Below are 26,723 nucleotides of genomic sequence, written 5' to 3'. Positions count from 1 at the left end.
GCAAGATGCCTGTTCCACATACCCTTGAAAATGCTAATGAAACCTAGTTATTTCTATCAATCTCTGAGTTGGATATTGGGACTGGGAACGTTGTTTTTGTTGCCGATAACAACGGTTCAACTCATGGCTTTTCCCCCGGTTGCGGTTGCCCAATCTTCTCAGAATTCTGCCCGGTCTGAGAATCAAATTCAAGTTATTGCTGAAGGGATTACTGTTAAAGTGATTTCTGGGGAAAGTAGCGGTTCTGGGGTGATTATTAAAAACCAAAATCAAGTTTATACGGTTCTCACCAATCAGCACGTTATTGAACCGAATCAACCCCTACAGATTCAAACCAATGATGGCAAAATTCATCCCGCAACTTTAGTTAATAATATTGATTTCCAAGGCAAAGATTTAACTTTAGTTCAATTCCAAGCTAATGAGAATTATACTGTTGCCAATTTAGCAAATTTAGCGGCTGTCAAAATTAATGACTCTATTTATGCCGCAGGTTATCCCTATGAAAGTGAACCGAATCAACCCTTTGTTTTTACCACTGGACAAGTTTTATATATTCCCCCCAAACCCTTTCGAGAAGGTTATCAAATCGGTTATAGTAATGATATTCAAAAAGGCATGAGCGGTGGCCCGATTCTGAATGTTTACGGTCAGGTAATTGGGATTAATGGTATCCACGCTGAACCCTTATGGGGGAATCCTTATATTTATGAAGATGGCTCTAAACCGACGGCTGCCGAACAGGATTTAATGAGTCGTTATAGTTGGGGAATTCCTATCGAAACCTTTGCAGAATTGGCGGGAAATTTTTCCTCCACTGCCAGTTTACCCCAAACCCCTCAGACTCCAACGGTTCCTAATAATATTGTATCACCGATTGCCAATGATGTTAATAATATTGCCAAAAAAATTACCGTTAAAATTGAATGGCAAAATGGCAATGGTTCGGGGGTCATTGTAGCAAAACAAGGAAACACTTATTATATTCTCACGGCCGAACACGTCGTTAGAAATAAGCTGAATTTTCAAGTTGTTACTCCCGATGGCAAATCCTATCCCGTAACGGTTAATGAAACTACTGTTAAAACTCTACCTGGGGTTGATTTAGCGGTAATTCAGTTTGTCAGTAATGAAATTTATCCCGTTGCAACTCTGGCTAATTATGATTTTAAAAATAGTGGTTTTATCTTTGCCTACGGATGGCCAGCCAATCAATTAACGAATACTCAAACCCCAGATTTTTTTAGTGCAGGTAAGATTTTTAGCCAAAACGATAGCAATTTTTTGGGTCAATATTCCACGTCTTTGAGTTATGGCTATGAATTAGTTTATACGAATATTACCGCCTCCGGTATGAGTGGTGGCCCTTTGTTGGATAATCGGGGACAACTCATCGGAATTCATGGACGCGCCGATGGAGAAATTGCCTCCGAACAGGTGGGACAGGGGGGGATTTCAATTCAGTTAGGTTATAGTTTAGGGATTCCTATTCGTTCTTTTTTAACTCAGCTTCAACCATTAGAAATACAGCCAGAATGGTTAAAAGTGCAAACGGGGATTCCGCCAGCTTTTACGGAAGCAGAAATCAACACAATTATTACAGCCATTCTTAAAAATGTTGCCACTCCTACAGATAGTCAAGATATCGTTGCTTGGTTAAATTATGGCAATCAGTTATGGCGGTTAGGTAAAAATCAAGAGGCTTTAAATGCTTTTGATCAAGTTGTCACCCTGCAACCCAAGTCCTATCTCGGTTGGTATGGTAAAGGATTAACGCTTTATTCCATGTCCCAATATACCGAAGCCTTAAATGCTTTTGACCAAGCTATTCAAAATAGTCCCCAAAACTTTGCCCCTCCTTGGTATTGGCGAGGGCTAGCTTTAATTGGATTAAAACGATATGAAGATGCCTTAGCTGCGATTGAAGAATCTCTAAAACGGGATAGAAACAACTTTACCTTTCATTTCCAAAAGGGTTATATTTTGATAGAGTTCTTAAAACGTTATCCAGAAGCAATTGTTGCTTACACAGAAGCCATTAAAATAAATTCCCATTCCTTTCCCTATATCAGCCGGGGTAATGCCTACTCTAATTTAAAAGAATATGAAAAAGCGATATCGGATTATAACAAAGCCATTCAACTTAATCCTAATTATGCTTTAGCCTACATCGGTCGAGGCTTGACCTACTCTAATTTAAAAGAATATGAAAAAGCGATATCGGATTATAACAAAGTGATTCAACTTAATCCTAATGATGCTGATACATACATTCGTCGAGGCGTTGCCTACTCTGACTTAAAAGACTATGAAAAAGCGATATCGGATTATAACCAAGCACTTCAACTTAATCCTAATTATGCTGATGCCTACAACAACCGAGGTAATGTTTACTTAAAATTAAAAGACTATGAAAAAGCGATATCGGATTATAACCAAGCACTTCAACTTAATCCTAATTATGCTGATGCCTACAACAACCGAGGTAATGTCTACGATGACTTAAAAGAATATGAAAAAGCGATATCGGATTACAACAAAGCCATTCAACTTAATCCTAATTATGCTTTAGTCTACGCCAACCGAGGCAGTGCCTACGATGACTTAAAAGAATATGAAAAAGCCATATCGGATTACAACCAAGCGATTCAGCTTAATTCTAATAATGCTAATACCTACTACAACCGAGGTAATACTTATGTTAGCTTAGGAAATCAAAAAGCAGCTATTGCTGATTTTCAAAAAGCAGCCGAACTTTATAAACAGCAAGGAAGCACAACCGAGTATCAAAGTGCTTTAGATAGAATTACTCAACTCAATAATACAAATCAGACGGCAGAATCTAATTCATCTTTAGCCTATATTCAGCAAGGGAATAATTATTATGGCAAAGGTGATTATCAAGCAGCAATTAATGAGTATAATCAAGCTATTAAGATTCAACCAGATTCTGCTGATGGCTACATCGGTAGAGGCAATGTCTACGATGACTTAAAAGAATATGAAAAAGCCATATCAGATTACAATAAAGCAATTCAACTTAATCCTAATTCTGCTTTAGCCTACAACAACCGAGGCATTACCTACAGAAACTTAAACCAATATGAAAAAGCGATTGCTGATTGTAGTAAAGCTATTGAACTTCAACCTAATAATGCTGATTATTACTTATCGAGAGGTATCGCTTACTTCTATTTAAAACAACATCAGCAAGAAATAGCTGATTATACTAAAGTTATTGAACTCAAATCTGATTATGCTTTGGCTTATGCTAACCGGGGTAATGCTTATGTTAAATTAGGAAATAAACAAGCGGCTATTGCTGACTTTCAAAAAGCAGCCGAACTTTATAAACAGCAAGGAAGCACAACCGAGTATCAAAGTGCTTTAGATAGAATTACTCAACTCAATAATACAAATCAGACGGCACAATCTAATCCATCTTTAGCCTATATTCAGCAGGGTAATAATTATTATGACAAAGGCAATTATCAAGCTGCAATTAATGAGTATAATCAAGCCATTAAGATTCAACCGGATTCTGCCGATGGCTATATTAGTCGAGGCAATGTTTACTCTAGCTTAAAAGAATATGAAAAAGCGATATCGGATTACAACAAAGCCATTCAACTTAATCCTAATTCTGCTGATGCCTACAACAACCGAGGTATTACCTACAGGAACTTAAAAAACTATGAACAAGCGATATCGGATTATAACAAAGCGATTCAAATTAATCCTAATTATGCTCATGCCTACTACAGCCGAGGCATTGTCTACTCTGACTTAAAAGACTATGAAAAAGCCATATCGGATTACAATAAAGCGATTCAACTTAATCCTAATGATGCTATTGCCTACATCGGTCGAGGCAATGCCTACTTAAACTTAAAAGAATATGAAAAAGCCATATCGGATTATAATAAAGCGATTCAACTTAATCCTAATGATGCTATTGCCTACATCGGTCGAGGCAATGCCTACTTAAACTTAAAAGAATATGAAAAAGCCATATCGGATTACAACCAAGCCATTCAACTTAATTCTAATTTTGCTGATGCCTACATTGGTCGAGGCATGGCTTACTCTAACTTAAAAGACTATGAAAAAGCGATATCGAATTACAACCAAGCCATTCAACTTAATCCTGATTCTGCCTCTGCATACAATAAACGAGGCAATGTTTACTCTGACTTAAAAGAATATGAAAAAGCCATATCGGATTACAACCAAGCCATTCAACTTAATCCTAATGATGCTGATGTCTACAACAACCGAGGTATTACCTACAGAAACTTAAAAGACTATGAAAAAGCGATATCGAATTACAACCAAGCGATTCAACTTAATCCTAATTTTGCTGATGCCTACATTGGTCGAGGCAATGTTTACTCTGACTTAAAAGAATACGCAAAAGCCATATCAGATTATAGCAAAGCGATTCAACTTAATCCTGATTCTGCCTCTGCCTACATCGGTCGAGGCTTGACCTACTCTAACTTAAAAGAATATAAAAAAGCAATATCAGATTACAACCAAGCCATTAAACTTAACCCTAATTATGCTTTAGCCTACTACAGCCGAGGCTTGACCTACTTAAACTTAGAAGAATATGAAAAAGCCATATCGGATTATAGTAAAGCTATTGAACTTCAACCCAAAAATGCTGATTATTATTTAATGAGAGGTATTGTATACTTTTATTTAAAACAATATCAGAAAGAAATAGCTGATTACACTAAAGCCATTGAACTTAATTCTACTTTAGCTTTAGCGTATAGCAACCGAGGAAATGCTTATGCTAACAAAGGCAATAAACGAGCAGCTATTGTTGATTTACGCAAAGCAGCAGAACTCTATCAACAACAAGGACAAACAACAGAATATCAAAAAGTATTAAGGAGGATTGCTCAACTTTCATGAACTAACGGCTACCGAAAAACCCCGTTTCTATCCCAAATCTAGGGAATGCAGTAATAAATTGATATGGAAACCGGGTTTTTGACTCCCTGCAATAACAGAAATCATTACAATCTTGTTATTATTGATCTAAATCAGGGAACAAAGATAACACCCGATACCCGACACTACACTTAACAGGCAAGATGCCTGTTCCACATACCCATTTAATTAATTTTAAGCGATCGCATCATCTTTTCTACCTGTTGTTCAAACTGTTCAAACTGTTCAATATCAGCCGTATAAGTAATAATATAAGCCTGATTATTTTTAACCATCCAAATTTGCTTTGTTTTTAACTTTAAATTATCCTTATTGTAATAAACAACTTGATCAGCTTCTAACCCCGCTACTTGTGTTTTGATAGCAGAAATCGGGTCATTTGTCAAAAATTGACTAATCCGTTGCACTATATCTTGACTATAATCTTCCAAAGAAACCATCGACGACGGTAAAGGTTCTATCGTAATTCTCACATTTTCTTGAAACCCATCCGATGACCCCTCAACTGGAACTACAAATCGCGCCACCTCTCCTAAAACTGGATCTTTTTTCAATTGCCAACTTTTTGGATATTTTAACTCTATGCCCTGTTCAGAAAACGGTAAAGCCTGATTAAACTGCTGGCCAACAGCTACCCCAATTACCCCCAGTAAAAACACCCCAGCAATTCCTAAAGAAACCAAGCTTTTTAACGGTGCTTTCGGCCAAACCAAAGGCATCACTGCCGGATTTTGACACAAAATCGGCAACCAAGTACCCCCAGGAATATATTCTTCTAATCCCTCATCCTCTAACCGTTCCTTTGCCGTTCTAATCGCTAAATGTAATGGTTCCCCTTGAGAAAAACTCCGTAAAAAATACTTCAAAAATCCTTGAGCAACTCCATCAGGAACAGGTTCGCGCATCACGATTACCTGGGGAATATATAACTCTTCTAACGCTTGAGCAATTCCCAACCCATCACAGGAATTAAAAATCGCTAATTTTAATCCTCGATTAATGGATTTACTCAAACCATTTTTTAATTCTAATAATCCTAAACTTTCAGTTTCATTAATAAAAATCTTACCCTTCTGTTCTTGGGTCAAACTATGTCCGGCAAAAAATAAAATATCCCAAGCTTGCTCCCACAACTGATCCGTAATTTCCTGACGTTTTGGTTTCACTAAAAAATTGACTTTTGCTCCTGGTAATTTCTTCTCTAAAAATTGTCGATCCGCATCGACATTAATTCCTCGACTATCCCCTAAAATTGCTAAAATTTTCAATTCTTTTTTAGAGGAATTCAAAATCGGTGGCTGGTCGGGATCAAACAGGGGGGCAGCCAGGATCACTTCCGCTTGTTTATAGCTTCTAAAAAGATCCCACAAATGCCAAGGCAACCGCCTCAACTCTACATTATTAGTTTGAATAAATACCCGCACCGACTCAGAACGATTCAAGTTGTGTAATAATCGTTCTTTTAGAGGTCGAAACGTCTCAGAATTTAACCAATCGTTAAGACTCTCTTCCAACTTCTGCGCTGCTTCACGACATTGATCAAGAATCTCCGATGAATTGGTCACCTGATTTTTAGATGCTTCTAACCGCAAAGGACTGGGAAGTTGACGATAACTCGACTGCCAAAGTTGATAAAATTGCAGAACATCAGCACTCCCTGGGAGTTGACCTGGAGGAAAATCAGCCAAGAAACGTTCTCCCTCCGTCCCAATTCGTAACCTCACCGGAAACCCTTGTTCCCAATTCCCCTCTGCGATCTCCAAAATTACAATTTTACTCATCACCCGTTCCCCAAACTCTTGTGTAGTGCCTCAGAATAGCAACTATGTGATCTCCCATTTCTCAAAAATAACTCTAACATCAAACCCATCCTGCACCAGTTTGAATTTTTAAGCATTAACCCATTCACAGAAAACGTTTTGAGAGCCCCCTACCTGAAACCTAACACCCAAACTTTTATTTAGTTTTGTTACAAAAAAGCCAACTCGACGTAAAACCCATGGGTAAACCTCCATAGACAGAATGAACAACATTTGTTCAACGGTTTATTACGTTAATGTAATGAGAAGATCTGCTATGGCATACAAACCTCTGAAAACTCTGGCTTTGGGTTTAATTTCCGCCAGTGTTAGTTTAATTCCTTTTCTGTACCCCCAAGCTGCTCGTGCTGCTACGCTGTCAGGAGATTGGAACTACAGCATCGATTCCTTTAACGATAGTATGTCAGGCTATGACGTCGGTAATACCATCTACGAAATGTACGGCATGGCAATGAAGCAAACCGCCGATGAGGTGATTTTTGCCATTAACACCCACCTACCCAGCGCAGGTGTCACCGATGGCTATGCCCAGGATGACCATATTGGATGGGGTGATCTGCTTCTGAATTTTACAGGACAAGCTTTAGACGCTGCTAGTAGTGCGGCTCAATTAGTGGGAATTCGCTGGGCGAATAATGGTTCCGGTGTTCCTGAACTCGGACTTTATAACAACGTCACCGCCAAAAGCGTTGCTCAAGAAAACGGTTTACTGTTGTGGGATGCCAGTTTACGGGGTTACAACAACTGGATCAGAAGTCATGGCGGCAACCCCACCATCGGCGACTTAGGGGCTGAAGACCCCTACTTTAACCAAAATCACCACATTCAAAACGTCATCGCCTCTGGAAACAAAATTGGTGATGTCAATCTGATCAGCGATATCGGCAGTTTAGGATTAAATTTTGGTCAATTTGGAGCCACCGGAACTCAGACTATCGCCTTCAGTGTCGCCCGTTCTTTACTACCCGATGGTTTGTTCACCGCTCACCTCGCCCCCGAATGTGATAACGACGTGATCGCTTTAGTCAGTGCCATTGAACCGAAACCTGTCCCAGAACCTTCCACGGCTTTACCTCTCCTCGCTCTGGGCTTAGTTTTCGGAGGCTCTCGACTACGACGAGGACATCGCCCCACCCCTAAACTCGGTTAAATCTGCCCTAACCTGACCTTTAAACTCACAATAACAAGGTCAGGTGTTTAAAATTTTGGAGTTCATTTCATGCAAATACAAAAATTTCTGGTTCCATTTCTCCTGAGCACCTTCGGTTTAGGATTCAGCACCCCATCCGTAGAGGCTTTTACCCTAAATCATCTCTCCTCTGATAGCGAAATGAATGCTTTAATGCAAGATATTGCCTTTGTTGCAGAAGGAAGAATTGGCGATCGCAGTGCCACTGCCACCCACGAACTGAATTTACACGAATTTGATCCCGGTCATCCTCAAGTCACAGACCAATTTAACTGGCTTTCAGGAGTTGCTCAACCCTTTGAACTCCTTTATGATGCCGTCTCCCATTTAGTTCATTTTACTGTGGGCGATCGCACCCTCACCCAAGTCTACACCGATCCCTTTTCCGACTTCTTCCTCCGCACCCGTGCCACAAAACCCGGAAGTTCGATGCTCCTGAGTAACCTGCAACTTGATGATATTTCTCTCAATGCTCAATCCCATGCTATTGCTGATACAGGCGGACTCGATATCCTGCGAATTTCTGATGTCATGGGCAGCTTTAAACTCACAGGAGAATCTATCATGACTTGGCAAGGAACTCCCCCCGTTCAATCTCAATTAGCCTTCCAAATTAAGGTCGCTCAAGCCACCCCACCGAAAGAAGTTCCTGAACCTAATTTAGCAATTAGTTTATTGATTTTGAGTCTAATTGGAATCACTTTTCAACGTTCATCTTGAGAATAAATTAACCTCTATATTAATAATTGTTTTGAAAGTTCGAGAAATTCAACAAATGAGCAAAATTTGTGAAGTTATTCAACATAGTCTAAAAACGGGTTACTTAACCCAAGACGCTGAAGAAGAATTGCGACAACTGTTGCAAAATACAAAATATGGAGCCTCTGAACTTAATGCCTTTGCTCAGTTACAACACGCTGCCATGCAAGGTCAAGTGAGGCAACAGTCACGGGAAAACTTAAAGTTAACGTTATCCTGAACGGAAAATTTAAACTCTCTAAATATTTTAAACACTGAACCCCAAAGTCTAACTATGAGCTTAATTCCAGATTTTTCCATTGGTGCTTTAGTCGGAAATGATTCCTCAGAAATGATTTCCCTATTTCCAGGGCAGTTATCCGGCTATCCTGGAGGCGTATTAGTCCTTGATGGTAATGATACTGTCTTTGGTTCAAGTGATGATGATTTGATTTTAGGTAACACAGGCTTTGATCAATTATCCGGTCGTGAGGGTGCTGATACCTTATTTGGTGGTAAAGATGGAGATCTCCTCAACGGAGAAGGTGGCAATGATATTCTATTTGGCAATCTCGATGCGGATACCATCAATGGCGGTGAAGGTTTTGATAGTTTGTTTGGGGGTAAAAGCGATGATGTTCTCAACGGCGATGGCGGAAACGATACCCTATCGGGAGATTTAGGCGCAGATACCCTCACCGGGGGTAGTGGCGAAGATGTGTTTCTATTGCAACAACAAGGTCAAGGTCGTGACTTCATTACTGATTTTGAATCAGGTATTGATTTAATTCAGTTGCCTAATAATGTTGGGGAAGTGCAAGTGCAGGCTGTGGGTAGCACTCAAACTCGTCTTGTGGTGACTGCAAGCAATGAAGAATTAGCACTCCTTGATGGTATTACTCCATCCCAGTTAAATTCAGGAGACTTTATTGGCCAGGGATTTACGTTGCAGCTTGATAATAATCCTCTTAATCCCCCTAATCCCCCTAATCCTCCTAGTCTCCCCAGTTCAGATTTTACACAACAGGTCTTAGAGTTAACCAATAACTTCCGCAGCCAGAATGGTTTACAGCCTCTTACTTTAAATACTCAGTTAAACTCAGCAGCCCAGGAACACAGTGAGGATATGGCACTTGAAGACTTTTTCAGTCACACTGGGTTAGATGGTTCTACTCCCTCAACCCGCGCCCAAGAGCAAGGATACCCCTCTTCGTTTGTTGGCGAAAATATTGGGGCTGGTTATCAGACACCAGAAGAAGTTGTACAAGGGTGGATTGATAGCCCAGGACACCGCGCTAACTTGCTAAACCCTGATTATACCGAAATTGGCATTGGCTATTTCTATTTAGCAAATGATACGGGTGTTGAAAATTGGAACTACTATTGGACACAGGTGTTTGGAGCGTAGTGTTCAGAAACCTTGGAAAATCCTCGCCCTTTTAAACCAGGTGGTGATGCCATTTTTCCCGATTCAAGCGGAGACTTTTGAGTGAGAGATTTTTTGAAGATTTTGTTAGCTTTTAGCCGATAATAAAATCAAGAGACCTCTACAAATCAAAATCAATGCCTAACCAACTTTTCAAACTCTTAGTCGGTATCAGCATCTGTTCAGCACTACCACTTTCCCTGGATTTCACAAATCGTGCTTGGGCAGATGTGCCTTTTCCCGTCGCCGAAGTCGAAAGTTCCTTTGCTGGAAAAATATCAGTTCCCCTCTTTCTGCCAGAAAGCTTACCCTTGGATCGTGACATTTATTTCACAGCCAAAGTCACACCAACAGGCTACAACATTGAAATGAGTGCTACCCCTAACTGTCGAGGCGTAACAGCCTGTTTTATTGGCTCATTGGTTGCAGAACGGGGTGGAAAGCGCTCTGAACCCACATCAGGCCCTAGACAAGAATATCAAGCGTTAACCTTAACAGGTGGGATTGAAGGCTCTTTTTCCAAAGGCTGTGGGGCTTACTGTACGGCTTTGGTGGAATGGGAGTATCAAGGCGTACTGTACCGAGTTTTCATGAAAAATGGGGATTTAGAGACATTACAGGAAATTGCTAATCGGGCGATCGCGTCTGGGCCACGTTCCCTGTAAATCTTGATTTTTTTATCAACATTTCTGATCACCCCCATCCCCAAGAGTAGTATTAATACTCTTGAGTTTAAGGTTAATTAACATATTTTAGGGTCAATTAATCCAGCAACTTATCTAAAGCCGTTTGAGCAATCAATTCCGCTTTCTCTGATGTCACTTTTTGATACTGTAACGTGGTCTGAATACTACTATGTCCCATCAACGCCCGTAATTCTTCTAAACCCATTAATCCGACTCGCTCGGTAGCAAAAGTATGTCTTAAATCATGTAATCTAGCGTCTTGAAGTGGGGGGACAAGAGCGATCGCCTCTTTCCAGTCTTGATAAGCTTGGCTGTAGCTGAGGCGGGTGAGGTGTAGGGTTTTGGGGTGCTGGGCGACGAATAAGGCAGTGGCTTGGGGAGGGCGAGTTCCCTGAATATAGCGGTTTAAGGCTTCGGCGGCATCAGCACTGTAGAAGCACCAGCGTCGTTTATTGCCTTTACCGATGACTTGGAATTTGCGGTCGGAGAAGTTGATTTGGTCGAGATCTAAGGCGAGGACTTCACTGACTCGAGCGCCACTACGGTGCAGCAGGCGCACTAACGCCATCAGTCGCCAGTTGCAGAGATGGCGGATGGCTTGATACAGGGCGTTGAGTTGCTCCGGTTTGAGGTAACGAATTGTGCTGTCTTCATGGTGTTCTCCTTGTTCGGCATCGGGTTTTCTCGGTTTGAGGCGGGCGATGGGGTTGAGGGGGATATAGCCTTCATCGACGGCAAAGTTCATGAAGGCGATGAGGATACGTTGATGGCGACGGTGGGTGGTGTAACTCAGGTGGGTTAAGGAGTCGAGGTAGTCGCGCACTTGTTGACGATCTAGTGTTTTAATCTCCCAATACCCATACTGTTGCAGGAAGGGAATTAGGGTGAGTTCATAAGACTTTTTAGTGGCAGGGGAGAGTTCAGAACGCTGTAAAAATTGGCTGGCAATTGTAGCAATTGTGGTTGTCATAAAATCGGAATTATGCTGAAATAAGAAGAGGTTAATAATTACTGTTTTTAGCATATTTTAATGCACACTTTAACATCGGAATTTCTGCCCCAACCCGAGGAAACGCTGGGAGAATACGTGCGACGGCTGCGAGGACTGAAGCGTCTGAGTCAAGAACAGTTGGCGCAGGGGTGTGGGTTGCATTTGCAAAGTATTGGTAAGATTGAGCGGGGGTTAACGACTCGCTTGAGCCAGAAGGCGAAACGGGGTCTGGCTCAGGTGTTGGGGGTTCCGGTGGCGTATTTGGAGGCGGCGGTGCGGGGGACGGGGGTGGAGTTGTCTCATTCCCTGAAACTGTGTCTGCACTGTTGGACACCGGGGACGGTACCGGAGTTGGGATGGACTGACCCCAGGGCTAAGTTTTGTTTTTTGTGTGGGGAGGGTCTGTGCGATCGCTGTCTAGGGTGTTCTCACCCCATCACGTCTGAGCAATATCGGTTTTGTCCGATGTGTGGTCAGTCTTATCGAGATGGAAAACACAACGCTGTTGAGTTGAGAAAGACAGAGCAGAAATAAGAGTTAGAAAATGTTGAGGTTAGGGAGTTAATTCAAAAAAATCCCCTCAAAAACAGACCGAGACACCCGAAAATTAATGTCCCTAAGTTTTTGATATAATTCATTTTTATCCGCAATATTAATCTTACCCGTTTGGGTTAACTTTTTGATAATTCCTAAAGTTCCTTTAACATTTAATCCTAAATTAATCGCTTGTTTTCGAGCCGCTAAGTCATCTAATATGATATAATCCGCTTGCAGTTCTGTTGCTAAAGAGATCGCTTCCGACTCCCCTTGTCCTAAACTTTGATTGATGCGGTTTAATAAAGACAGTAAAGTTGTACGCCTCACCTGAAGTTTTCCCGTTTCAATTAACGGATTAATCACTGAAATAATCAAATCATCCTTCGCTTGAATTTCTTCAATAACAGCCGTCGGGACATAAAATTCATCCTCCGTTTCCAGAAATAATTCTAAAAACTCTAATTTACCGAGAAAAATTAACGGGGATGAGTTAATCACAATTTTCACAACGTTTACCAGTCCTTTTCCCGTTGAATATCTTCATCCTCTAAATAGGAAAATTCGATTCCTAATAAATCTAAAATTTGCAATAATCCCGCTTCATCTAAATTCATCACTTCCGCAGCTTTCCTCAAACTTATCACTCTAACGGTTAATGCACCCAAAACAAATAAAAATCGTTCTTTCTGTTCCACGTCCGTAAAAACAGGTAAAGAAACTGCGATATTTTGTAAAGCTATTGTAGAAGTCATCATTTACTCCTAAAATTGAACAAATTTATAATTCTCCAAAACGTTCTTGATACAACGCTAACCGTTCTTCTGGCGTTAAATAGCGAACGCCTTGTTGATTATACCAAGATAAAACCTCTAGGGAACAGGGAACAGGGAACAGGGAACAGGGAACAGTAAGTAATGAAAGGGTTTAGAATTGTCCTAACTGTAATGCGTAGCTCTATAGAGTTGCGATGCCGTCCCAGGCGGCGGCTACTAATCGCCTACGAACAAGCTAACGAACGGTGCTACAGTAAACGAGTGGGTGAGTGCTTGTAACTTGCGCGATCGCTATTGGCTTGATATCGATTTATGGATAATTCGCAATTAGAGAGTTTATTACAAGATTTAGAATCTGATATCTTAGAACAAAATCAAAGAACTGTTGAACAACAATTAGCATCAGTTCGGTTTACAACCCGTATCCAAACTCCTATTTTTCCAACTAACTTAGGTGCTTTAGTAATCGGTAAAGAGCCCAGAAGAATGGTCAGGATGTAGGGATAGAAAAGAACGTTCTTTTCGGGTCATTTCTGCTTTTTGGCGATTGCTACAAGCTGCTGGTCAAACCCATCAAGCTGATATTATTTTGGCAGACCTTGGCCCCAATTTAGGAGCGATTAATCGGGCTGCTTTAATTGCATCTGATTATGTTGTTGTTCCTCTATCCCCTGATTTATTCTCACTGCAAGGATTGAAAAATCTCGGCCCCACTCTTAGACGCTGGCGAGAAGAATGGAACGAACAATTAGCAAAGAATCCTGTCTCTGATTTAACACTTCCAACGGGTCAAATACAACCGCTTGGGTACATTGTCCTGCAACATTCTGTAAGGCTAGACCGTCCAGTTAAAGCTTATCAACGATGGATGGCTGGAATTCCTAATGTTTATCGGGAAGCCGTATTAATGGAAGAAGGAAATAGTAACCTATTGCTATCAGAAGATCCCTACTGTTTAGCCTTACTAAAATACTATCAAAGTCTCATGCCTCTGGCTCAAGAAGCTCACAAACCGATGTTTCATCTTAAACCAGCAGATGGAGCGATTGGTGCTCATCTTCAAGCTGTACAAAGTGCTTACCGAGACTTTAATCAACTCGCTCAAAAAATTGCTGCATTAGTAGAAACTCCAATAAACTATTTAACATAAGAAATTATGCTAAAATTGAAAAAAATTATCAAGAGTTTAAATGATGAATTTAAGAAACTTATTACAACAAAAACGAGAAGAAATTCTCAACCTGGCTACTCAATATGGTGCTTACAATGTGTGTATCTTTGGGTCAGTTGCACGAGGGGAAGAACGGGAGGATAGTGATATCGATTTTTTAGTGGAGATTGAACCCGGACGAAGTTTGTTAGATTGGATTGGGTTAATGCAAGATTTGGAAGATCTTTTAGGTAGAAAAGTAGATGTGACAACAGTTAAGGGATTGCAAGAGTATTTCCGAGAACAGATTCTTAGAGAAGCGGTTTTACTATAACGAATGATCTGATATAATATAATTTAAAATGGTTTTAAACTTAACGTCAAGTCAAATTCAAGCCTCCAAACCGATTCAATATTCTTCTAATACCGCCTTCCTTAAGGAAGTTGATTTATTGCGTTTGAGGATTACTCCAAAAATCGATAAGGTGAAGCAAGAGAAATGGGGTCAGTTTTTTACACCTTCTCCAGTGGCAGACCTGATGGCCCGAATGTTTCAAAACTTAAATTCACCTGAGATTTCTTTGTTGGATGCAGGTGCGGGAATTGGGTCTTTATCTGCTGCTTTTGTATCAACGGTTTGCCAACAACCTAAACCTCCTGATTCTCTGCGAATTATTGCTTATGAAATTGATCCCTCTCTCAAGGAATATTTAAAACAAACTTTGAATTTATGTGCCCAGCAATGTGAATCCCACAAGATTTCATTGCATTGGGAAATTCGGACGCTCGATTTTATCGAAGAAGGTGTTAATCAATTACAACCAAATTTATTTAGCGGTTCAGAAAACCTCTCCTTTACCCACGCTATTATTAACCCGCCTTATTTTAAAATCAATGCTCATTCAAAATATCGCTCTTTACTTCGTTCAATTAATTTAGAAACCAGTAATATTTATCCCGGTTTTATTCAAGTTGCAACTCAACTTTTGAGTGATGGGGGAGAACTCGTTGCGATTACCCCTAGAAGTTTTTGTAATGGTTTATATTTTCGGGAGTTTCGGAAGCGGTTTTTAAGGGATATGGCATTACGCCAAGTTCACCTTTTTGATTCTCGACTCTTGCCTTTTAATGACCAAGCTGTTCTTCAAGAAACAATGATTTTTTATGCTGTTAAACAGGTAGAAAAAGAATCTACAGTGTTAATTAATAGCAGTTGTAGTGCAGATGATGATTTGATCAGAACTCATACTGTACCTTACACAACAGTTGTTCATCCTGATGATCCTGAACAGTTTATTCGTATTGTACCGGATGCCTACAGTCAAGAAATCCTAGAACAGATGGCTTCTTTTCAGTGTACCTTATTAGATTTAGGGCTGTGTGTTTCAACAGGACGAGTTGTAGATTTTCGGGCTAAAGAATACTTACGACTTTTACCCGAAGCTGGAACTGTTCCTTTGATTTATCCAGTTCATTGTTCTAAGGGGTATCTTGAATATCCAACATCAACCCAAAAACATCAAGCTTTAGTTCAGACTGAACAGACGGCTAATTTGTTGCTTCCGAATGAACATTATGTTTTGACGAGGAGGTTTTCTGCTAAAGAGGAAAAGAAACGAGTTGTTGCTGTTGTTTATGATGCTAATTCTTTAAATAGTCAATGGGTAGGTTTTGAAAACCATTTGAACTATTTTCATCACCAGGGTAAAGGATTATCTCTTTGTTTAGCAAGAGGACTAACGGCTTACTTAAATTCAACTTTAGTCGATTCATTCTTTCGCTTATTTAATGGGAATACTCAAGTTAATGCAACTGATTTGCGAAATCTCAAATATCCCACCTTAAAACAACTTTTAGAGTTGGGAGAAAAAATCGGCAATTCATTTCCATCTCAGCAAACTATTGATGAACTGATTCAGCAAGACATTTTAAAAATGACAAATTCCAGAGAAAGTAATCCTATTGGCATTAAATCCCACATTAATGAAGCTTTAAGTATTCTTGAGCAATTGGGGTTTCCTACAACACAACGCAATGAACGCTCTGCATTAACATTACTGGCTTTACTCAATTTAAAACCTAATGAAACTTGGCAATCTGCTACATCTCATCTGATAGGAATTACACCTATTATGGAATTTATGGCACAGCATTATGGTAAAAATTATAAACCGAACACTCGGGAAACCGTTCGTCGCCAGACAATTCACCAATTTTTAGATGCAGCCTTAATTCGGGTTAATCCAGACCAACCTCTACGAGCTATTAATAGTCCAAAAACTGTATATCAAATAGAAGATAGTGCTTTAGAATTATTAAGAACTTATGGCACTCCTGAATGGGAACAAAGCCTTAAAACTTACCAAGCTTCTGTACAAACTTTAAAACAACGCTATGCCAATGAACGACAAATGGCTCGAATTCCAATTGTAATTGAAGGAGAAGTAAAAACTCTTTCACCTGGAGGACAAAATGTTTTAATTGAAAAAATTATTCATGAATTTGCGCCTAGATTTACACCGGAAGGTAAATTACTTTATGTTGGAGATACAGATGAGAAATTTGCCTACTTCAATGAAGATGCAATCGCTGAGTTAGGTCTCCAGATTGATTCTCACGGTAAAATGCCAGATGTGATCATTCATTTCATAGAGAAAAATTGGCTGATTTTGATAGAAGCTGTGACTTCTCATGGCCCTATTCATGCAAAACGGAAGAATGAGCTTGAAAATTTATTCAAAAATTCAACAATTCCTCTCGTTATGGTAACAGCATTTTTGAAATAAAGCGATGGTGGGATTTCTGACAGAAATTGCTTGGGAAACAGATGTTTGGGTTGCGGAAGATGCTACACATTTAATTCATTTTAACGGTCAGCACCTTTTACAACTTTATAAAAGTGGTAAGATCGAAAACGCATCTTTAGCCAACAAAAACGGAAACACGATGGAACAAAAGGTAGATTACAAGAATTAAGTGTGATCGCTCAGACGCTACAATAAAACCAACTTATTGCTCAGGAGGTGCTTTGCCTGACAGAACCCGTAGACGATACAGTCATTGCGGAACTTTACGAAACCATCGGCAATATTGTCATTCGATTTCCTCTGCTTCATTGTCAAGAATGTGCCAGCACGCTCAAACGATGGCTTAAACAACGTGAAGTACCGGGAAAACTCTGGCGAATTTCGACCCGATACGATAATGAAGATTTTATCCTTAGCGATCGCCTTGAACAACAGGGTTGCTTTGAAAGCATTACAGAAAATGGTGTTTATTTATGCCAGCCTACTTAATTCAGAATGAGTACATTATTTGAGCTACTAGAAAAAATCAAAAGCAAACCAGGATTATACCTGGGATTATCCTCTATTACAAGTTTGCGGATGTTTATTCAAGGCTATCGCTTTGCACGCTCAGAAGTAGGTATCGTCAATACTGAAGCCGAAAGTGACTTTTACAAAAACTTCCAACCCTGGCTACAAAATCGCTTATCAATTCGTACAGTAAATGCTTGGGACAAAATTATTTTGCTCACCTGTATTGATGAAAAAGCAGGATTTGATTATTTCTTTCAACTTTTGGATGAGTTTATTCAACGAGATAAAAGCCAAGATATCGATCCAATTTTGGCTAAATCAACGGCACAAAATACCGAAAAAGTGGTAAGAAGTGCCTAGGCGCAGCCCAGTGCAGGCATCGCCTGATGGGTTAGTTTGTAGGGTGCGTTAATGAAATATAACGCACCATAATTGTATTGCTTTGACAGAATGCGATCGCCTAAAAACCTCCTCCATCCCAAAGAATATATCGTATTTTTTTTGAATTTCATATGGCTTGACTAAGTTTGAAGTTAATCCCACCAAGCATACAACTTTTGAGAATTGATTTCAATTTCATCGCAACCCCAAACGAATCGCACAAATTCACCCGCGAAATCTAAGTCTTTTACACCAACAACTGTTATTGCATCTATTACTAAATCTGGCGTTACTTCGTCAGGAAATGCTATACCATCAAAAGTTGGTATGACTCCTTGTTGTTGACATCGTTGCCCAAATTCAATACATGAACTTACAGATGGAGCCGCATTAAAATTTGCCGAGGGTGTGGTGTATCCCTCTTCAAGAATCTGTTGTAATGTCTCTAAGGACAAGCCTTGAAATTTAATGGCATTGGGAGTATACTCAGTAATTGTCGTACCCAATATTTCCTCTATCCGTTGAACCATAAAGTTACCCAAAAGTTAAAGCTAAGTTAGGTTTTATTGAGCGTTAAACCTATTTTATTGTAATTCAAGTCCACTATAATTAATAACGACTAACTCAAGTCTCTCTATCAAAACTGTTTGACTAAACAATGGCTCAAATTACCATTGAAGTTCCCGACGATCTCTCCACCCAACTGCTGCAACTAGGAGACCAACTTCCTGAACTGTTGCGTCAATGTTTGGTGAAACCGCCCCTTCCCGCCCAAGTTTATCGCTACATTCTCAATTTCCTTAGTAGTCAACCTACCCCCAGCGAAATTGCCCAATTTCGTCCTACACCGGAAATGCAGTCTCGGTTACTTACTTTGTTAAGTCGTCGTCAAGGCGGAGATTTAACTCCCGCCGAACAACAGGAACTCGATGAATATGAACGCATTGAACATTTGATGATTTTGTTAAAAACAGGTAATTTATCTTTTCTAGCAGGTCAATGTGGAAATCACTTAGATGTTTTCCCATAATGAACAGAACAAATTTTATTTTTATCTAGTACAAATTCTAAATTTAAAAGTGGAGGTTGTAAAATGGATAGAGTAGATGAATATCGAGATATTATTGAACGTATTCTCGAAACGCACCATCGCATTCCTTACAGTCATGGACAGATCGAAAGTAAGTTGATTATTGATCGAGAGCGCAACAACTTCTTACTGATGAATTCAGGTTGGGATGGCAAGCGCAGAATTCACGGTTGTGTTGTTCACGTCGAAATAATTGATGGCAAAATCTGGATTCAAAGAGACGGCATAGAAGACGGTATTACTGGCGAACTGGTTGCTGCTGGAGTTCCCAAAGATAAAATTGTTCTGGCGTTTCATTCACCTGATGTGCGACAACACACTGGATACGCTATTGCTTAAAATTTCAATATGAGTTGGAAAGGAATAAGCCTAAAAATAATACTCGATTAGCTTGTCAAGGAGTTGTATAATTTAGGGCATCAACAATCTGTTAGGAGAGTGTCAAATTCGAGGACTTTTAAATTTATAAACAGATTGGGAAAACTTTTATGCCTTATAGTAAATTTACACTCAGTAAAGCGGTAGATGATTTTCAACTCACCCTCGTTGAAGGCGATCGCTTTCTGCCTGAGATTTCCCCAGTCAATCCAACTGCTTTGCTCAAAGATACGTTGAAAGAAACGTTACCTTGGGCGATTGCAGTGGGGAGTGAAAAAGCTCGTTCTGAAGCAATTATCAATCCCGTTTTGTTAGAAGTCAAACGTCAACTTAAGGGACAAGTTAGTGTTTTTTCGGGTGAAGAATTCAACGTGCAGCCAGAGGTTGATTTGACGGGTTATGTGGATTTTCTAATTAGCCGCTCTCCAGAACAATTGTTTATTAAAGCGCCTGCGGTGGTTTTGGTGGAAGCGAAGAAGGAAGATTTGAAGCCCGGACTGGGACAATGTTTAGCAGAAATGGTGGCTTCCCAACGGTTTAATCAACAGAAACAGCAGCCGATTTCAACGATTTACGGAACAGTGACGAGCGGTACAGTTTGGCGGTTTCTCAAACTAGAAGAGCAAACTGTGACGATTGATTTGACTGATTATCCACTACCACCAGTTGAGCAAATTTTGGGTTTTCTGGTTTGGATGGTGCAAAATGGCTGAGGATTGCGATTTGGTATAATAGCTTGGAACTACACCTCTAGCTCAGAGCGAGGAGAGGAAAAAATTGCGGTGGAAGTTAAAAGTTTTTTGGAGCTTTACATCGGCAATTTCTAAGTTTCATACAGCGTTGGGTACATCATTTTGTAATACATCTTGATATTCGGTTGGCAGAAAATTTGGATTTTTTACAATGGTTTTTGTTGGAGACATAGTATTTGCTTTAAGGGCAATAGTTTGCAAAGTTCTACCAGTTCCTCAAGAATTGAATGGCTCAAACTTAACACAAGGAACAGCGAAAATATCACCTCATAAGAATCAAGAGATAGCCACCCATGACTCCAGCCTTACCCCCCCAGGAAACCCTAACCATTGAATTCAAAAGCGACAGAAACAAACTTTCAGATCGGGACTTGATCGAAGCAATTACCTGCCTTGCCAACACCGACGGCGGCGAACTGTGGCTAGGGGTTGAAGATGATGGCACTCCCACCGGGTTACATCCCGACCATCAAATGGTTGAAGGAGTTATCGGACTGGTCGCAGCACGAACCTCCCCCGCGCTCACCGTACAAGTTGATCGCCTCACCATTCAGAGTGTCCAGGTCGCTCGGATTTTAGTCCCCCAAGCCAAGGGTGAGGTAGCCACCAGCAACGGGGTGTATGTGCGTCGTCGTTTGCGCCCTGACGGCACTCCCGAATGTGTTCCCATGCTGCCCCATGAGCGCACCAGCCGCGCCACGACCTTCGGACTCCTCGATGCCTCTGCCCAACCTGTTTTAGGTAGCACCCTCCAAGATTTTGATCCCATCGAACGCGATCGCTTGCGCCAAGCCATTCAAATCTATGGGGGAGATCGCATCCTCCTCGACCTTGATGACGAAGCCCTGGATGGTGCTTTGGGCTTAACCTCTCGACAGTCCGATGGCAGCCGCATTCCCACCCTAACCGGACTATTACTAATCGGACGGGAGCCAGCCCTGCGGGATCTTGTACCTACCCATGAATTTGCCTTTCAGGTGTTAGCCCAGGAAGCCGTGCGGTTTAACGAATTTCGGCGCTTCCCTCTCCTCAAAGCCTTAGATTGGCTCGAAACTAACTTTCGCCCCTATAACCCAGAAGAAGAGCTACAAATTGGACTGTTTCGGGTGCCTGTCCCTAAAGTTGATCTGGGTGCTTTTCGGGAGGCGATTGCCAACGCCCTCGTTCATCGGGATTACCATCAACGGGGAGCCATCCACGTTCGCCTGGAAGACGAAGCCCTGGTGATCAGTAACCCTGGCGGTCTAGTCGATGGTGTCACCCTTGCCAACCTCCTGACGACTGAACCCCGTCCCCGCAATCCCCGCCTTGCCGATGTCATGAAACGAGTGGGAATTGTCGAGCGCTCAGGTCGTGGCATTGATAACATCTATCGCGGGCTACTCCGCTACGGCCGCACTGCTCCAGACTACAGCCGCACCAATACCAATAACGTCGTCCTCAGCCTCTCCACTGCTGAAGCAGATCTTGAATTTCTCCGGTTAGTTGTTGAAGAGGAAAACAAGCAAACCAGACCCTTACCTATTGATAGCCTGATTGCCCTTTCCGCGTTACGAGAGAGCAAGCGCCTGAGTGCTGATGAATTAGCAACCCGAATCCAGCGAGACACTCATCAAGCTCGAAAAACCCTTGAAATTTTGAATGAAGCTGGGCTCGTTCAAGCGCATGGAATAACGCGCAGCCGTACCTATACCCTTGCTCCCAATCTTTACCAAGCAGCAGGCAACAAAGCAGAGTATACCCGACAAGTTGGTTTTTCAGATCTGCAAAACGAGCAACTGGTGATGAACTATGTAAAACAGTATGGTCAAATTAAACGAGCAGATGTAATGCAGCTTTGTCGATTAACTAAAGATCAAGCAGCCCGCCTTCTGCAAAAACTCTACAACGATAGGCGACTCGTTCGCCAAGGTAAAAGCCGAGCAACTTTTTATGTCTTAGCTCCACCCGATACATGAAGTTATGAGCAGTTATGAGCGGTTATGAGCGGTTATGAGCGGTTAAATTGAATTGGAGCAAATTTCACAATGGAAGGAGTAACGGATAAATTAACAAACTATCAGCAAATTGTGCAGCAGTTGTTGATGGGTTACGCAGAAGTTAAACCGGCTTATGGCGATTTTGAGGTGGAGACTATTTTTGATACCCAGCGAAATCACTATCAAATTGTGCATCTAGGTTGGCAGCATAAACGCTGGGTACATCACTGTATAATACATCTGGATATTCGGAACGAGAAAATCTGGATTTTTTACAATTCAACGGAACATGATATTGGGGCAGATTTAGTTGATTTGGGTGTACCAAAACAAGATATTGTGCTAGGTTTTTATCCTCCTTTCATGCGGGAAATGAGCGACTATGCTGTGGGCTAAAAGTTTTTCATTCCCAAGCTAAATCAAGTTCTTATTTTTAGTTTTAACTCGTTCATAAAACTCTTCCATAACTTGAATAAAAGAATACTCTTTTTTCCAAAAAGCCGGAAAATCTCCTTGTTTTTTAATCAAAATTGCTGGTAAACTCACAGAAGAAGGTTCTTCAACAATTTGAGGAAGTCGATGGGTTCCTAACCAAAACTCTCGCGCACTCATTTTCTCTGGAACCCCTTCTATTTCAACAGTTGTATAGAAAGATATTGAGGGTTGTACAGAAATTTCCTGGGTTGTCAATTCTTGAGATAAAATCTGCCCTAAAGGGGATTGAGATAACTCAGCTTTGAGGACATCTTTCGATAAACCCCTCAATTCAAACAGCAAAAAAGGATCATCATCTAACTGGAATGCGACTAAATAATAAACCCCCGCAATATGTTTACAAGGATTTGACCAATCTGGACAAGAACAAGTCGTTTTAAAGTCTTTTTCGCTTTGGGGAAGTAAATGTAACCCTAACTCTGAAAAAACCTCTTCAATATTATCAGGAACTTCATTCATTAATAATTTAGACACAAAACTCGCTTTTGAAGACAAAACTTTAATCGCTTTCGACCAATCACTAGAACTAATCGGTTTAATTTCAATCGTCGTATTATATCGAGGTTCTTTATAAACCCCAAAGTAGGGATTAATTGAACCTTTAACGGTTGCTGTAATTCGATTTTGATCAATACTCGACTTCAGAATCTTACCATTTCTTGCATAAGAACGTCCTCGACCCAAACGTGCGGGGTCACTAAAAGCTTCTAATGCTTCAATAAATTGTTTTCCCCACCAAGTCCGACTAAATTGAGCCATAATAGATTATACTCCTTTTAAACACAACAAAATTAACTATTCCAATAAAGCAACTTTATTCAATTGAATAAGCTGTTTAAACGCTTCATTATCCAATTCCGTTAACCAGGATTCATCACTCCCAACAACTTGAGAAGACAGTTTTTTCTTATCTTCTATCATCGCGTCAATTTTTTCTTCCAAAGTTCCCAACGCCACAAATTTATGAACAAATACATTTTTCGTTTGACCAATCCGAAAAGCTCGATCCGTTGCTTGATCTTCTACCGCCGGATTCCACCACCGATCAAAGTGAAATACATGATTGGCTTTAGTTAACGTAATTCCCACACCCCCCGCTTTCAAAGAGAGAATAAAGACAGAAGGTTCTGTTTCAGGATTTTGAAATTCAGTAATCATTTGTTCTCGTTTTGTGCGATTTGTACCCCCATGAATATAATAGGTGTTATAATGATAATGATGTTTAAAATGTCGTTCTAAACCATCACAAACTTCTGTAAATTGGCTAAAAATTAATAAACTTTCCCCTTCGGAAATGGCTTCTTCTGCCATCTCTGCTAATCGTTGTAATTTCTGCGATCGCTCTGCTGAAAATTCACTTCCATCCTGTAAAAACTGAGCCGGATGGTTACAAATTTGTTTTAACTTCATCAGCGTTGATAAAATTAATCCTCTTCGTTTAATCCCTTCAACTTCATTAATTTTTTCAGCCACATCCTTGACTAACGCTTCATAGAGAGACGCTTGTTCTTTGGTTAAATTACAATACACTTTCTGCTCAACTTTATCGGGTAAATCATTAATAATTAACGGGTCAGTCTTAACTCGTCTTAAAATTAACGGTTCTACTAATTTCTTTAACGTTATAGATTTCATGCGGTCATTATCCTTTTGAATGGGGATTTCAAAGGACTTCCGAAATTGAGCTTCTTTCCCCAAATAACCGGGATTTAAAAAATTAAATATTGACCATAAATCTAGGAGACGATTTTCAACCGGAGTTCCCGTTAATGCTAATCGATATTGAGCCGAAAGTTTTAATATCGCACGAGTTTGAGCGGTTTTGGGATTTTTAATATTTTGAGCTTCATCAACAACAATTCGTCGCCATTCCAGATGATTGAATAATTTTTCATCTTGACGAATTAAAGTAAAAGAGGTAATCACAACATCACAGTTCAGACAAGTCGATTTAAACGCTTCTAGGTCTTGAATTCGACTGCTACCATGATGTATAATAGTTTGCAAATGAGGAGCAAACTTTTCAATCTCTTTTTGCCAATTGCCAATCACTGAAGTGGGTGCAATTAATAAGGTGGGTAACGTAGAATCTGTTGTTTCTTTTTCCTGAACTAATCGAGCAATCACCTGAACGGATTTTCCCAGTCCCATATCATCCGCTAAACAGCCATTTAATCCTAAGTTTTCTAAGTATTGTAACCAAGATACTCCCCGTTTCTGATAATCTCTTAACGTTCCTTGCAATTGAGGAATATCAGCCACCATTGTCAGTTGACTTTTATCGTGCAATTTCCCCATCAAATCAGATATCATTGAGTCATGTTCGATTTCTAATTCATCTTCTAAGGAAGCCGACATTTTGACGAAATCTAACAGCTTGATTTCCGGTTGTTCTTCGGTATGTTTTTGCCAGAATTCAAGCATTTGCTGCATTTTCTGTTGATCTAATTCCATCCACTGACCCCGAAATCGAATCAGAGGTGTTTTAGCATTAACGAGTTGTTCCCATTCTTTGGGTGTAACAAGTTCACCGCCAATGGAGAGGGAATATTGATATTGAATTAATGTCTCTAAATTAAAAAATCCTTGACTCGCTGATGCTTTTCCTGAAGAACGAGAAGAGGTTTTTAAACGAATTTTAGCACGACGACGACCTTGGGGTGTCCACCAAGCGGGAATGATGACTTTATATCCTGCATCTTCTAGTATCCAAGCACTTTCTTTGAGAAATTCAAAGGCTTCAATCAGATTTAATTGTAATCCAATGGGTTGATCTGTTTCTAATCCTTCCCAAAGTTTAGGATACATTCTCGCTGCATATCCTAAATTGAGTAACAAATATTTCTCGAAATCTTTTCCTACATAATTATACAGTTCTTTTTTCTTTTTTTGAGGTTGTTGCCAATAATCTTTTAATAGTAATTTAAAAGAGGGATCTTGTTTTGAGGAAACTGAAAAATGAATGAGCCAATTGTCTTGTTCGTGAGTGGCTTCTTGGAGTTGAAAGCATAGGTCAAAGGCAGCGGCGGTTTGGCTGTGGGTGAGTTTTTCTTTCCAAGTTAACCATTGTTGATATTCTTCTAAATCTGCTGGATTGGTTCTAGGATTCTGGGAATTTGGACGAATACAATGCTCTACTAAGGTATCAGCAATTTGTTGATTAAATTTAGCGGTTAAGGGAGTTTGGGTAACAATTTCATTCAGTAAAGATTCAGAAAAGTGGCGCAGTAATGTTTCTTTGTTATAAAATTTAATTGGATTTTGAGGAGCGAGAGAACCTGATACACAGGCTAAAGGCATTGAGTTAATCGATTGAGTAATTAAGGATTGATATTGTTCTGATATGATTTCCCAGCCGGAATAAATTTCAAATACAGGAGTTTGGGTTGAACGTTTGCTTTTACCTTTGGTTTTAGCAGCAGTAAGCTGACGATATTTAAGGGCGGGAATATATTGATCTTTGTAAAGGATTTGTTTAAAGGATTGGGTATAATGATACCAAAAGAAGAGGTCTGAACCGAGGCTCATTTCTGAGGGGTTTTGTTGAGCGAAGAAGTGAATTTCTTTCAGAAGTTTTATAATTGTGTTGAGGGCATTAAATCTATTCTGACTTGATGTCAATTGATAAGTTGTAATTTCCCAAGTGGCAAATTCTTCAAACTCTAAGCTCAAGTCAGTTTCTAAGTATTTTGCTAATTCAGGGGAAGGAAGGGGTTCCTGATTAACGGTTGGTAGGGTAAAGTATTTTAGGGAAATTAGACGGGAATCCGGTTCAGAAATCCCCAGTTCATCTCGCACAAATGCTTCTAAATTTGAGGCTGTTAGATGTTGGGGATGAAGTCTATCTGAGTTTTGCTTGGTTTTGCGGGTCGGAGTTTCAACCCAAAGGTAAAATGCACCTTTTTCGATGAAATCACCTGTTGTTTCAGGAATCCAGGTTCCGTGCAGGATTTTCATGGTGGGATGTTATTTTAATTTGTTTATATTTTATATTGGGTTGTAACAATCATACTCGATTTTCTCCGGTTGAACAAATTTTGGGCTTTCTGATTTGGA

General features: G+C 40.2%; 26 protein-coding genes and 1 pseudogene. 20 read left to right on the top strand and 7 right to left on the bottom strand.

The features are described 5' to 3' along the window. The first annotated feature begins 36 nt into the window (after positions 1-36). Entirely contained in the window at positions 37-4,923 is a 4,887-nt protein-coding gene (locus tag NMK36_RS05385) for a tetratricopeptide repeat protein (RefSeq protein WP_254173192.1), read from the top strand. Positions 4,924-5,126: 203 nt separating this feature from the next. Here NMK36_RS05385 and NMK36_RS05380 read toward each other — a convergent pair whose 3' ends face one another. Then, positions 5,127-6,743: a CHAT domain-containing protein gene (locus NMK36_RS05380; RefSeq protein WP_254173191.1), complete on the bottom strand. Its 1,617-nt coding sequence runs from the start codon at positions 6,741-6,743 to the stop codon at positions 5,127-5,129. A gap of 295 nt (positions 6,744-7,038) precedes the next feature. Here NMK36_RS05380 and NMK36_RS05375 point away from each other — a divergent pair, with 295 nt between their 5' ends. From NMK36_RS05375 to NMK36_RS05355, 5 genes are all read left to right on the top strand, one after another. Further along, positions 7,039-7,932 carry an XDD3 family exosortase-dependent surface protein gene (locus NMK36_RS05375; RefSeq protein ID WP_254173190.1) on the top strand — a complete coding sequence of 298 codons (894 nt, stop codon included), beginning with the start codon at positions 7,039-7,041 and terminating at the stop codon, positions 7,930-7,932. Positions 7,933-8,001: 69 nt separating this feature from the next. Then, a complete protein-coding gene (locus NMK36_RS05370; RefSeq protein ID WP_254173189.1) occupies positions 8,002-8,691 on the top strand; it encodes a choice-of-anchor W domain-containing protein in 690 nt (229 codons plus the stop codon). 55 nt (positions 8,692-8,746) lie between these two features. Then, entirely contained in the window at positions 8,747-8,950 is a 204-nt protein-coding gene (locus NMK36_RS05365) for a hypothetical protein (RefSeq protein WP_254173188.1), read from the top strand. A 54-nt stretch (positions 8,951-9,004) separates the two neighbouring features. After that, positions 9,005-10,117 carry a CAP domain-containing protein gene (locus NMK36_RS05360; protein ID WP_254173187.1) on the top strand — a complete coding sequence of 371 codons (1,113 nt, stop codon included), beginning with the start codon at positions 9,005-9,007 and terminating at the stop codon, positions 10,115-10,117. 155 nt (positions 10,118-10,272) lie between these two features. Next, entirely contained in the window at positions 10,273-10,800 is a 528-nt protein-coding gene (locus NMK36_RS05355; protein WP_254173186.1) for a hypothetical protein, read from the top strand. A gap of 97 nt (positions 10,801-10,897) precedes the next feature. Here NMK36_RS05355 and NMK36_RS05350 read toward each other — a convergent pair whose 3' ends face one another. Next, positions 10,898-11,791: a tyrosine-type recombinase/integrase gene (locus NMK36_RS05350; RefSeq protein WP_254173185.1), complete on the bottom strand. Its 894-nt coding sequence runs from the start codon at positions 11,789-11,791 to the stop codon at positions 10,898-10,900. Positions 11,792-11,851: 60 nt separating this feature from the next. Between NMK36_RS05350 and NMK36_RS05345 the strand changes: the two genes are divergently transcribed. Then, a complete protein-coding gene (locus NMK36_RS05345) occupies positions 11,852-12,346 on the top strand; it encodes a helix-turn-helix domain-containing protein (protein ID WP_254173184.1) in 495 nt (164 codons plus the stop codon). A gap of 27 nt (positions 12,347-12,373) precedes the next feature. Here the strand turns inward: NMK36_RS05345 and NMK36_RS05340 are convergent, their stop codons facing one another. Together NMK36_RS05340 and NMK36_RS05335 are read right to left on the bottom strand one after the other, a co-directional pair. Continuing rightward, entirely contained in the window at positions 12,374-12,856 is a 483-nt protein-coding gene (locus NMK36_RS05340) for a DUF3368 domain-containing protein (RefSeq protein ID WP_083616722.1), read from the bottom strand. A 5-nt stretch (positions 12,857-12,861) separates the two neighbouring features. Next, entirely contained in the window at positions 12,862-13,104 is a 243-nt protein-coding gene (locus NMK36_RS05335; RefSeq protein ID WP_231516620.1) for a hypothetical protein, read from the bottom strand. 330 nt (positions 13,105-13,434) lie between these two features. On the opposite strand from NMK36_RS05335, the gene NMK36_RS05330 reads away from it, so the two are divergent. Genes NMK36_RS05330 through NMK36_RS05300 form a run of 7 tightly spaced genes read left to right on the top strand, consistent with a single transcriptional unit; the run spans position 13,435 to position 17,952 of the window. Next, positions 13,435-13,623: a hypothetical protein gene (locus tag NMK36_RS05330; protein ID WP_254173183.1), complete on the top strand. Its 189-nt coding sequence runs from the start codon at positions 13,435-13,437 to the stop codon at positions 13,621-13,623. A gap of 46 nt (positions 13,624-13,669) precedes the next feature. Beyond that, a complete protein-coding gene (locus tag NMK36_RS05325) occupies positions 13,670-14,272 on the top strand; it encodes a ParA family protein (RefSeq protein ID WP_254173182.1) in 603 nt (200 codons plus the stop codon). 43 nt (positions 14,273-14,315) lie between these two features. Next, the gene (locus NMK36_RS05320) at positions 14,316-14,606 is read left to right on the top strand and encodes a nucleotidyltransferase family protein (RefSeq protein ID WP_254175163.1); all 291 of its coding nucleotides are present in this window, start codon (positions 14,316-14,318) and stop codon (positions 14,604-14,606) included. Between the two features lie 28 nt (positions 14,607-14,634). Continuing rightward, the gene (locus tag NMK36_RS05315; RefSeq protein WP_254173181.1) at positions 14,635-17,058 is read left to right on the top strand and encodes a BsuBI/PstI family type II restriction endonuclease; all 2,424 of its coding nucleotides are present in this window, start codon (positions 14,635-14,637) and stop codon (positions 17,056-17,058) included. A 4-nt stretch (positions 17,059-17,062) separates the two neighbouring features. After that, the gene (locus NMK36_RS05310) at positions 17,063-17,248 is read left to right on the top strand and encodes a BsuBI/PstI family type II restriction endonuclease (RefSeq protein ID WP_254173180.1); all 186 of its coding nucleotides are present in this window, start codon (positions 17,063-17,065) and stop codon (positions 17,246-17,248) included. Positions 17,249-17,295: 47 nt separating this feature from the next. Next, positions 17,296-17,568: a papain fold toxin domain-containing protein gene (locus NMK36_RS05305; protein ID WP_190521038.1), complete on the top strand. Its 273-nt coding sequence runs from the start codon at positions 17,296-17,298 to the stop codon at positions 17,566-17,568. Between the two features lie 6 nt (positions 17,569-17,574). Beyond that, positions 17,575-17,952 carry a hypothetical protein gene (locus tag NMK36_RS05300; RefSeq protein ID WP_190525207.1) on the top strand — a complete coding sequence of 126 codons (378 nt, stop codon included), beginning with the start codon at positions 17,575-17,577 and terminating at the stop codon, positions 17,950-17,952. A 173-nt stretch (positions 17,953-18,125) separates the two neighbouring features. On the opposite strand, the gene NMK36_RS05295 is transcribed toward NMK36_RS05300, so the two are convergent. Further along, positions 18,126-18,503 carry a hypothetical protein gene (locus tag NMK36_RS05295; RefSeq protein WP_254173179.1) on the bottom strand — a complete coding sequence of 126 codons (378 nt, stop codon included), beginning with the start codon at positions 18,501-18,503 and terminating at the stop codon, positions 18,126-18,128. Positions 18,504-18,631: 128 nt separating this feature from the next. Between NMK36_RS05295 and NMK36_RS05290 the strand changes: the two genes are divergently transcribed. From NMK36_RS05290 to NMK36_RS05265, 6 genes and pseudogenes are all read left to right on the top strand, one after another. After that, a complete protein-coding gene (locus NMK36_RS05290; RefSeq protein ID WP_254173178.1) occupies positions 18,632-19,003 on the top strand; it encodes a hypothetical protein in 372 nt (123 codons plus the stop codon). 63 nt (positions 19,004-19,066) lie between these two features. Continuing rightward, positions 19,067-19,402 (top strand): XisI protein, encoded by a 336-nt coding sequence (locus tag NMK36_RS05285; protein ID WP_072722395.1) that lies wholly within the window; start codon positions 19,067-19,069, stop codon positions 19,400-19,402. A 149-nt stretch (positions 19,403-19,551) separates the two neighbouring features. Next, complete coding sequence (locus NMK36_RS05280; RefSeq protein WP_254173177.1) at positions 19,552-20,154, top strand: hypothetical protein; 603 nt, start codon at positions 19,552-19,554, stop codon at positions 20,152-20,154. A gap of 332 nt (positions 20,155-20,486) precedes the next feature. Next, positions 20,487-20,813 (top strand): annotated as a pseudogene (locus NMK36_RS05275) (AlbA family DNA-binding domain-containing protein); the annotation flags it as partial. Between the two features lie 48 nt (positions 20,814-20,861). Further along, positions 20,862-22,151, top strand: coding sequence for a DNA glycosylase AlkZ-like family protein (locus NMK36_RS05270; protein ID WP_254175162.1), 1,290 nt, complete (start codon positions 20,862-20,864; stop codon positions 22,149-22,151). A gap of 69 nt (positions 22,152-22,220) precedes the next feature. After that, entirely contained in the window at positions 22,221-22,568 is a 348-nt protein-coding gene (locus NMK36_RS05265) for a XisI protein (protein WP_254173176.1), read from the top strand. An 18-nt stretch (positions 22,569-22,586) separates the two neighbouring features. Here NMK36_RS05265 and NMK36_RS05260 read toward each other — a convergent pair whose 3' ends face one another. Together NMK36_RS05260 and NMK36_RS05255 are read right to left on the bottom strand one after the other, a co-directional pair. Further along, positions 22,587-23,426 (bottom strand): SWIM zinc finger family protein, encoded by an 840-nt coding sequence (locus tag NMK36_RS05260; protein WP_254173175.1) that lies wholly within the window; start codon positions 23,424-23,426, stop codon positions 22,587-22,589. Between the two features lie 36 nt (positions 23,427-23,462). After that, the gene (locus NMK36_RS05255) at positions 23,463-26,624 is read right to left on the bottom strand and encodes a DEAD/DEAH box helicase (protein WP_254173174.1); all 3,162 of its coding nucleotides are present in this window, start codon (positions 26,622-26,624) and stop codon (positions 23,463-23,465) included. Between the last annotated feature and the right edge of the window lie 99 nt (positions 26,625-26,723).

Source organism: Planktothrix pseudagardhii (assembly GCF_904830925.1).
In the GTDB taxonomy this organism is placed as follows: Bacteria; Cyanobacteriota; Cyanobacteriia; order Cyanobacteriales; family Microcoleaceae; genus Planktothrix; species Planktothrix tepida.
This window is presented reverse-complemented; position numbering and strand designations above follow the sequence as displayed.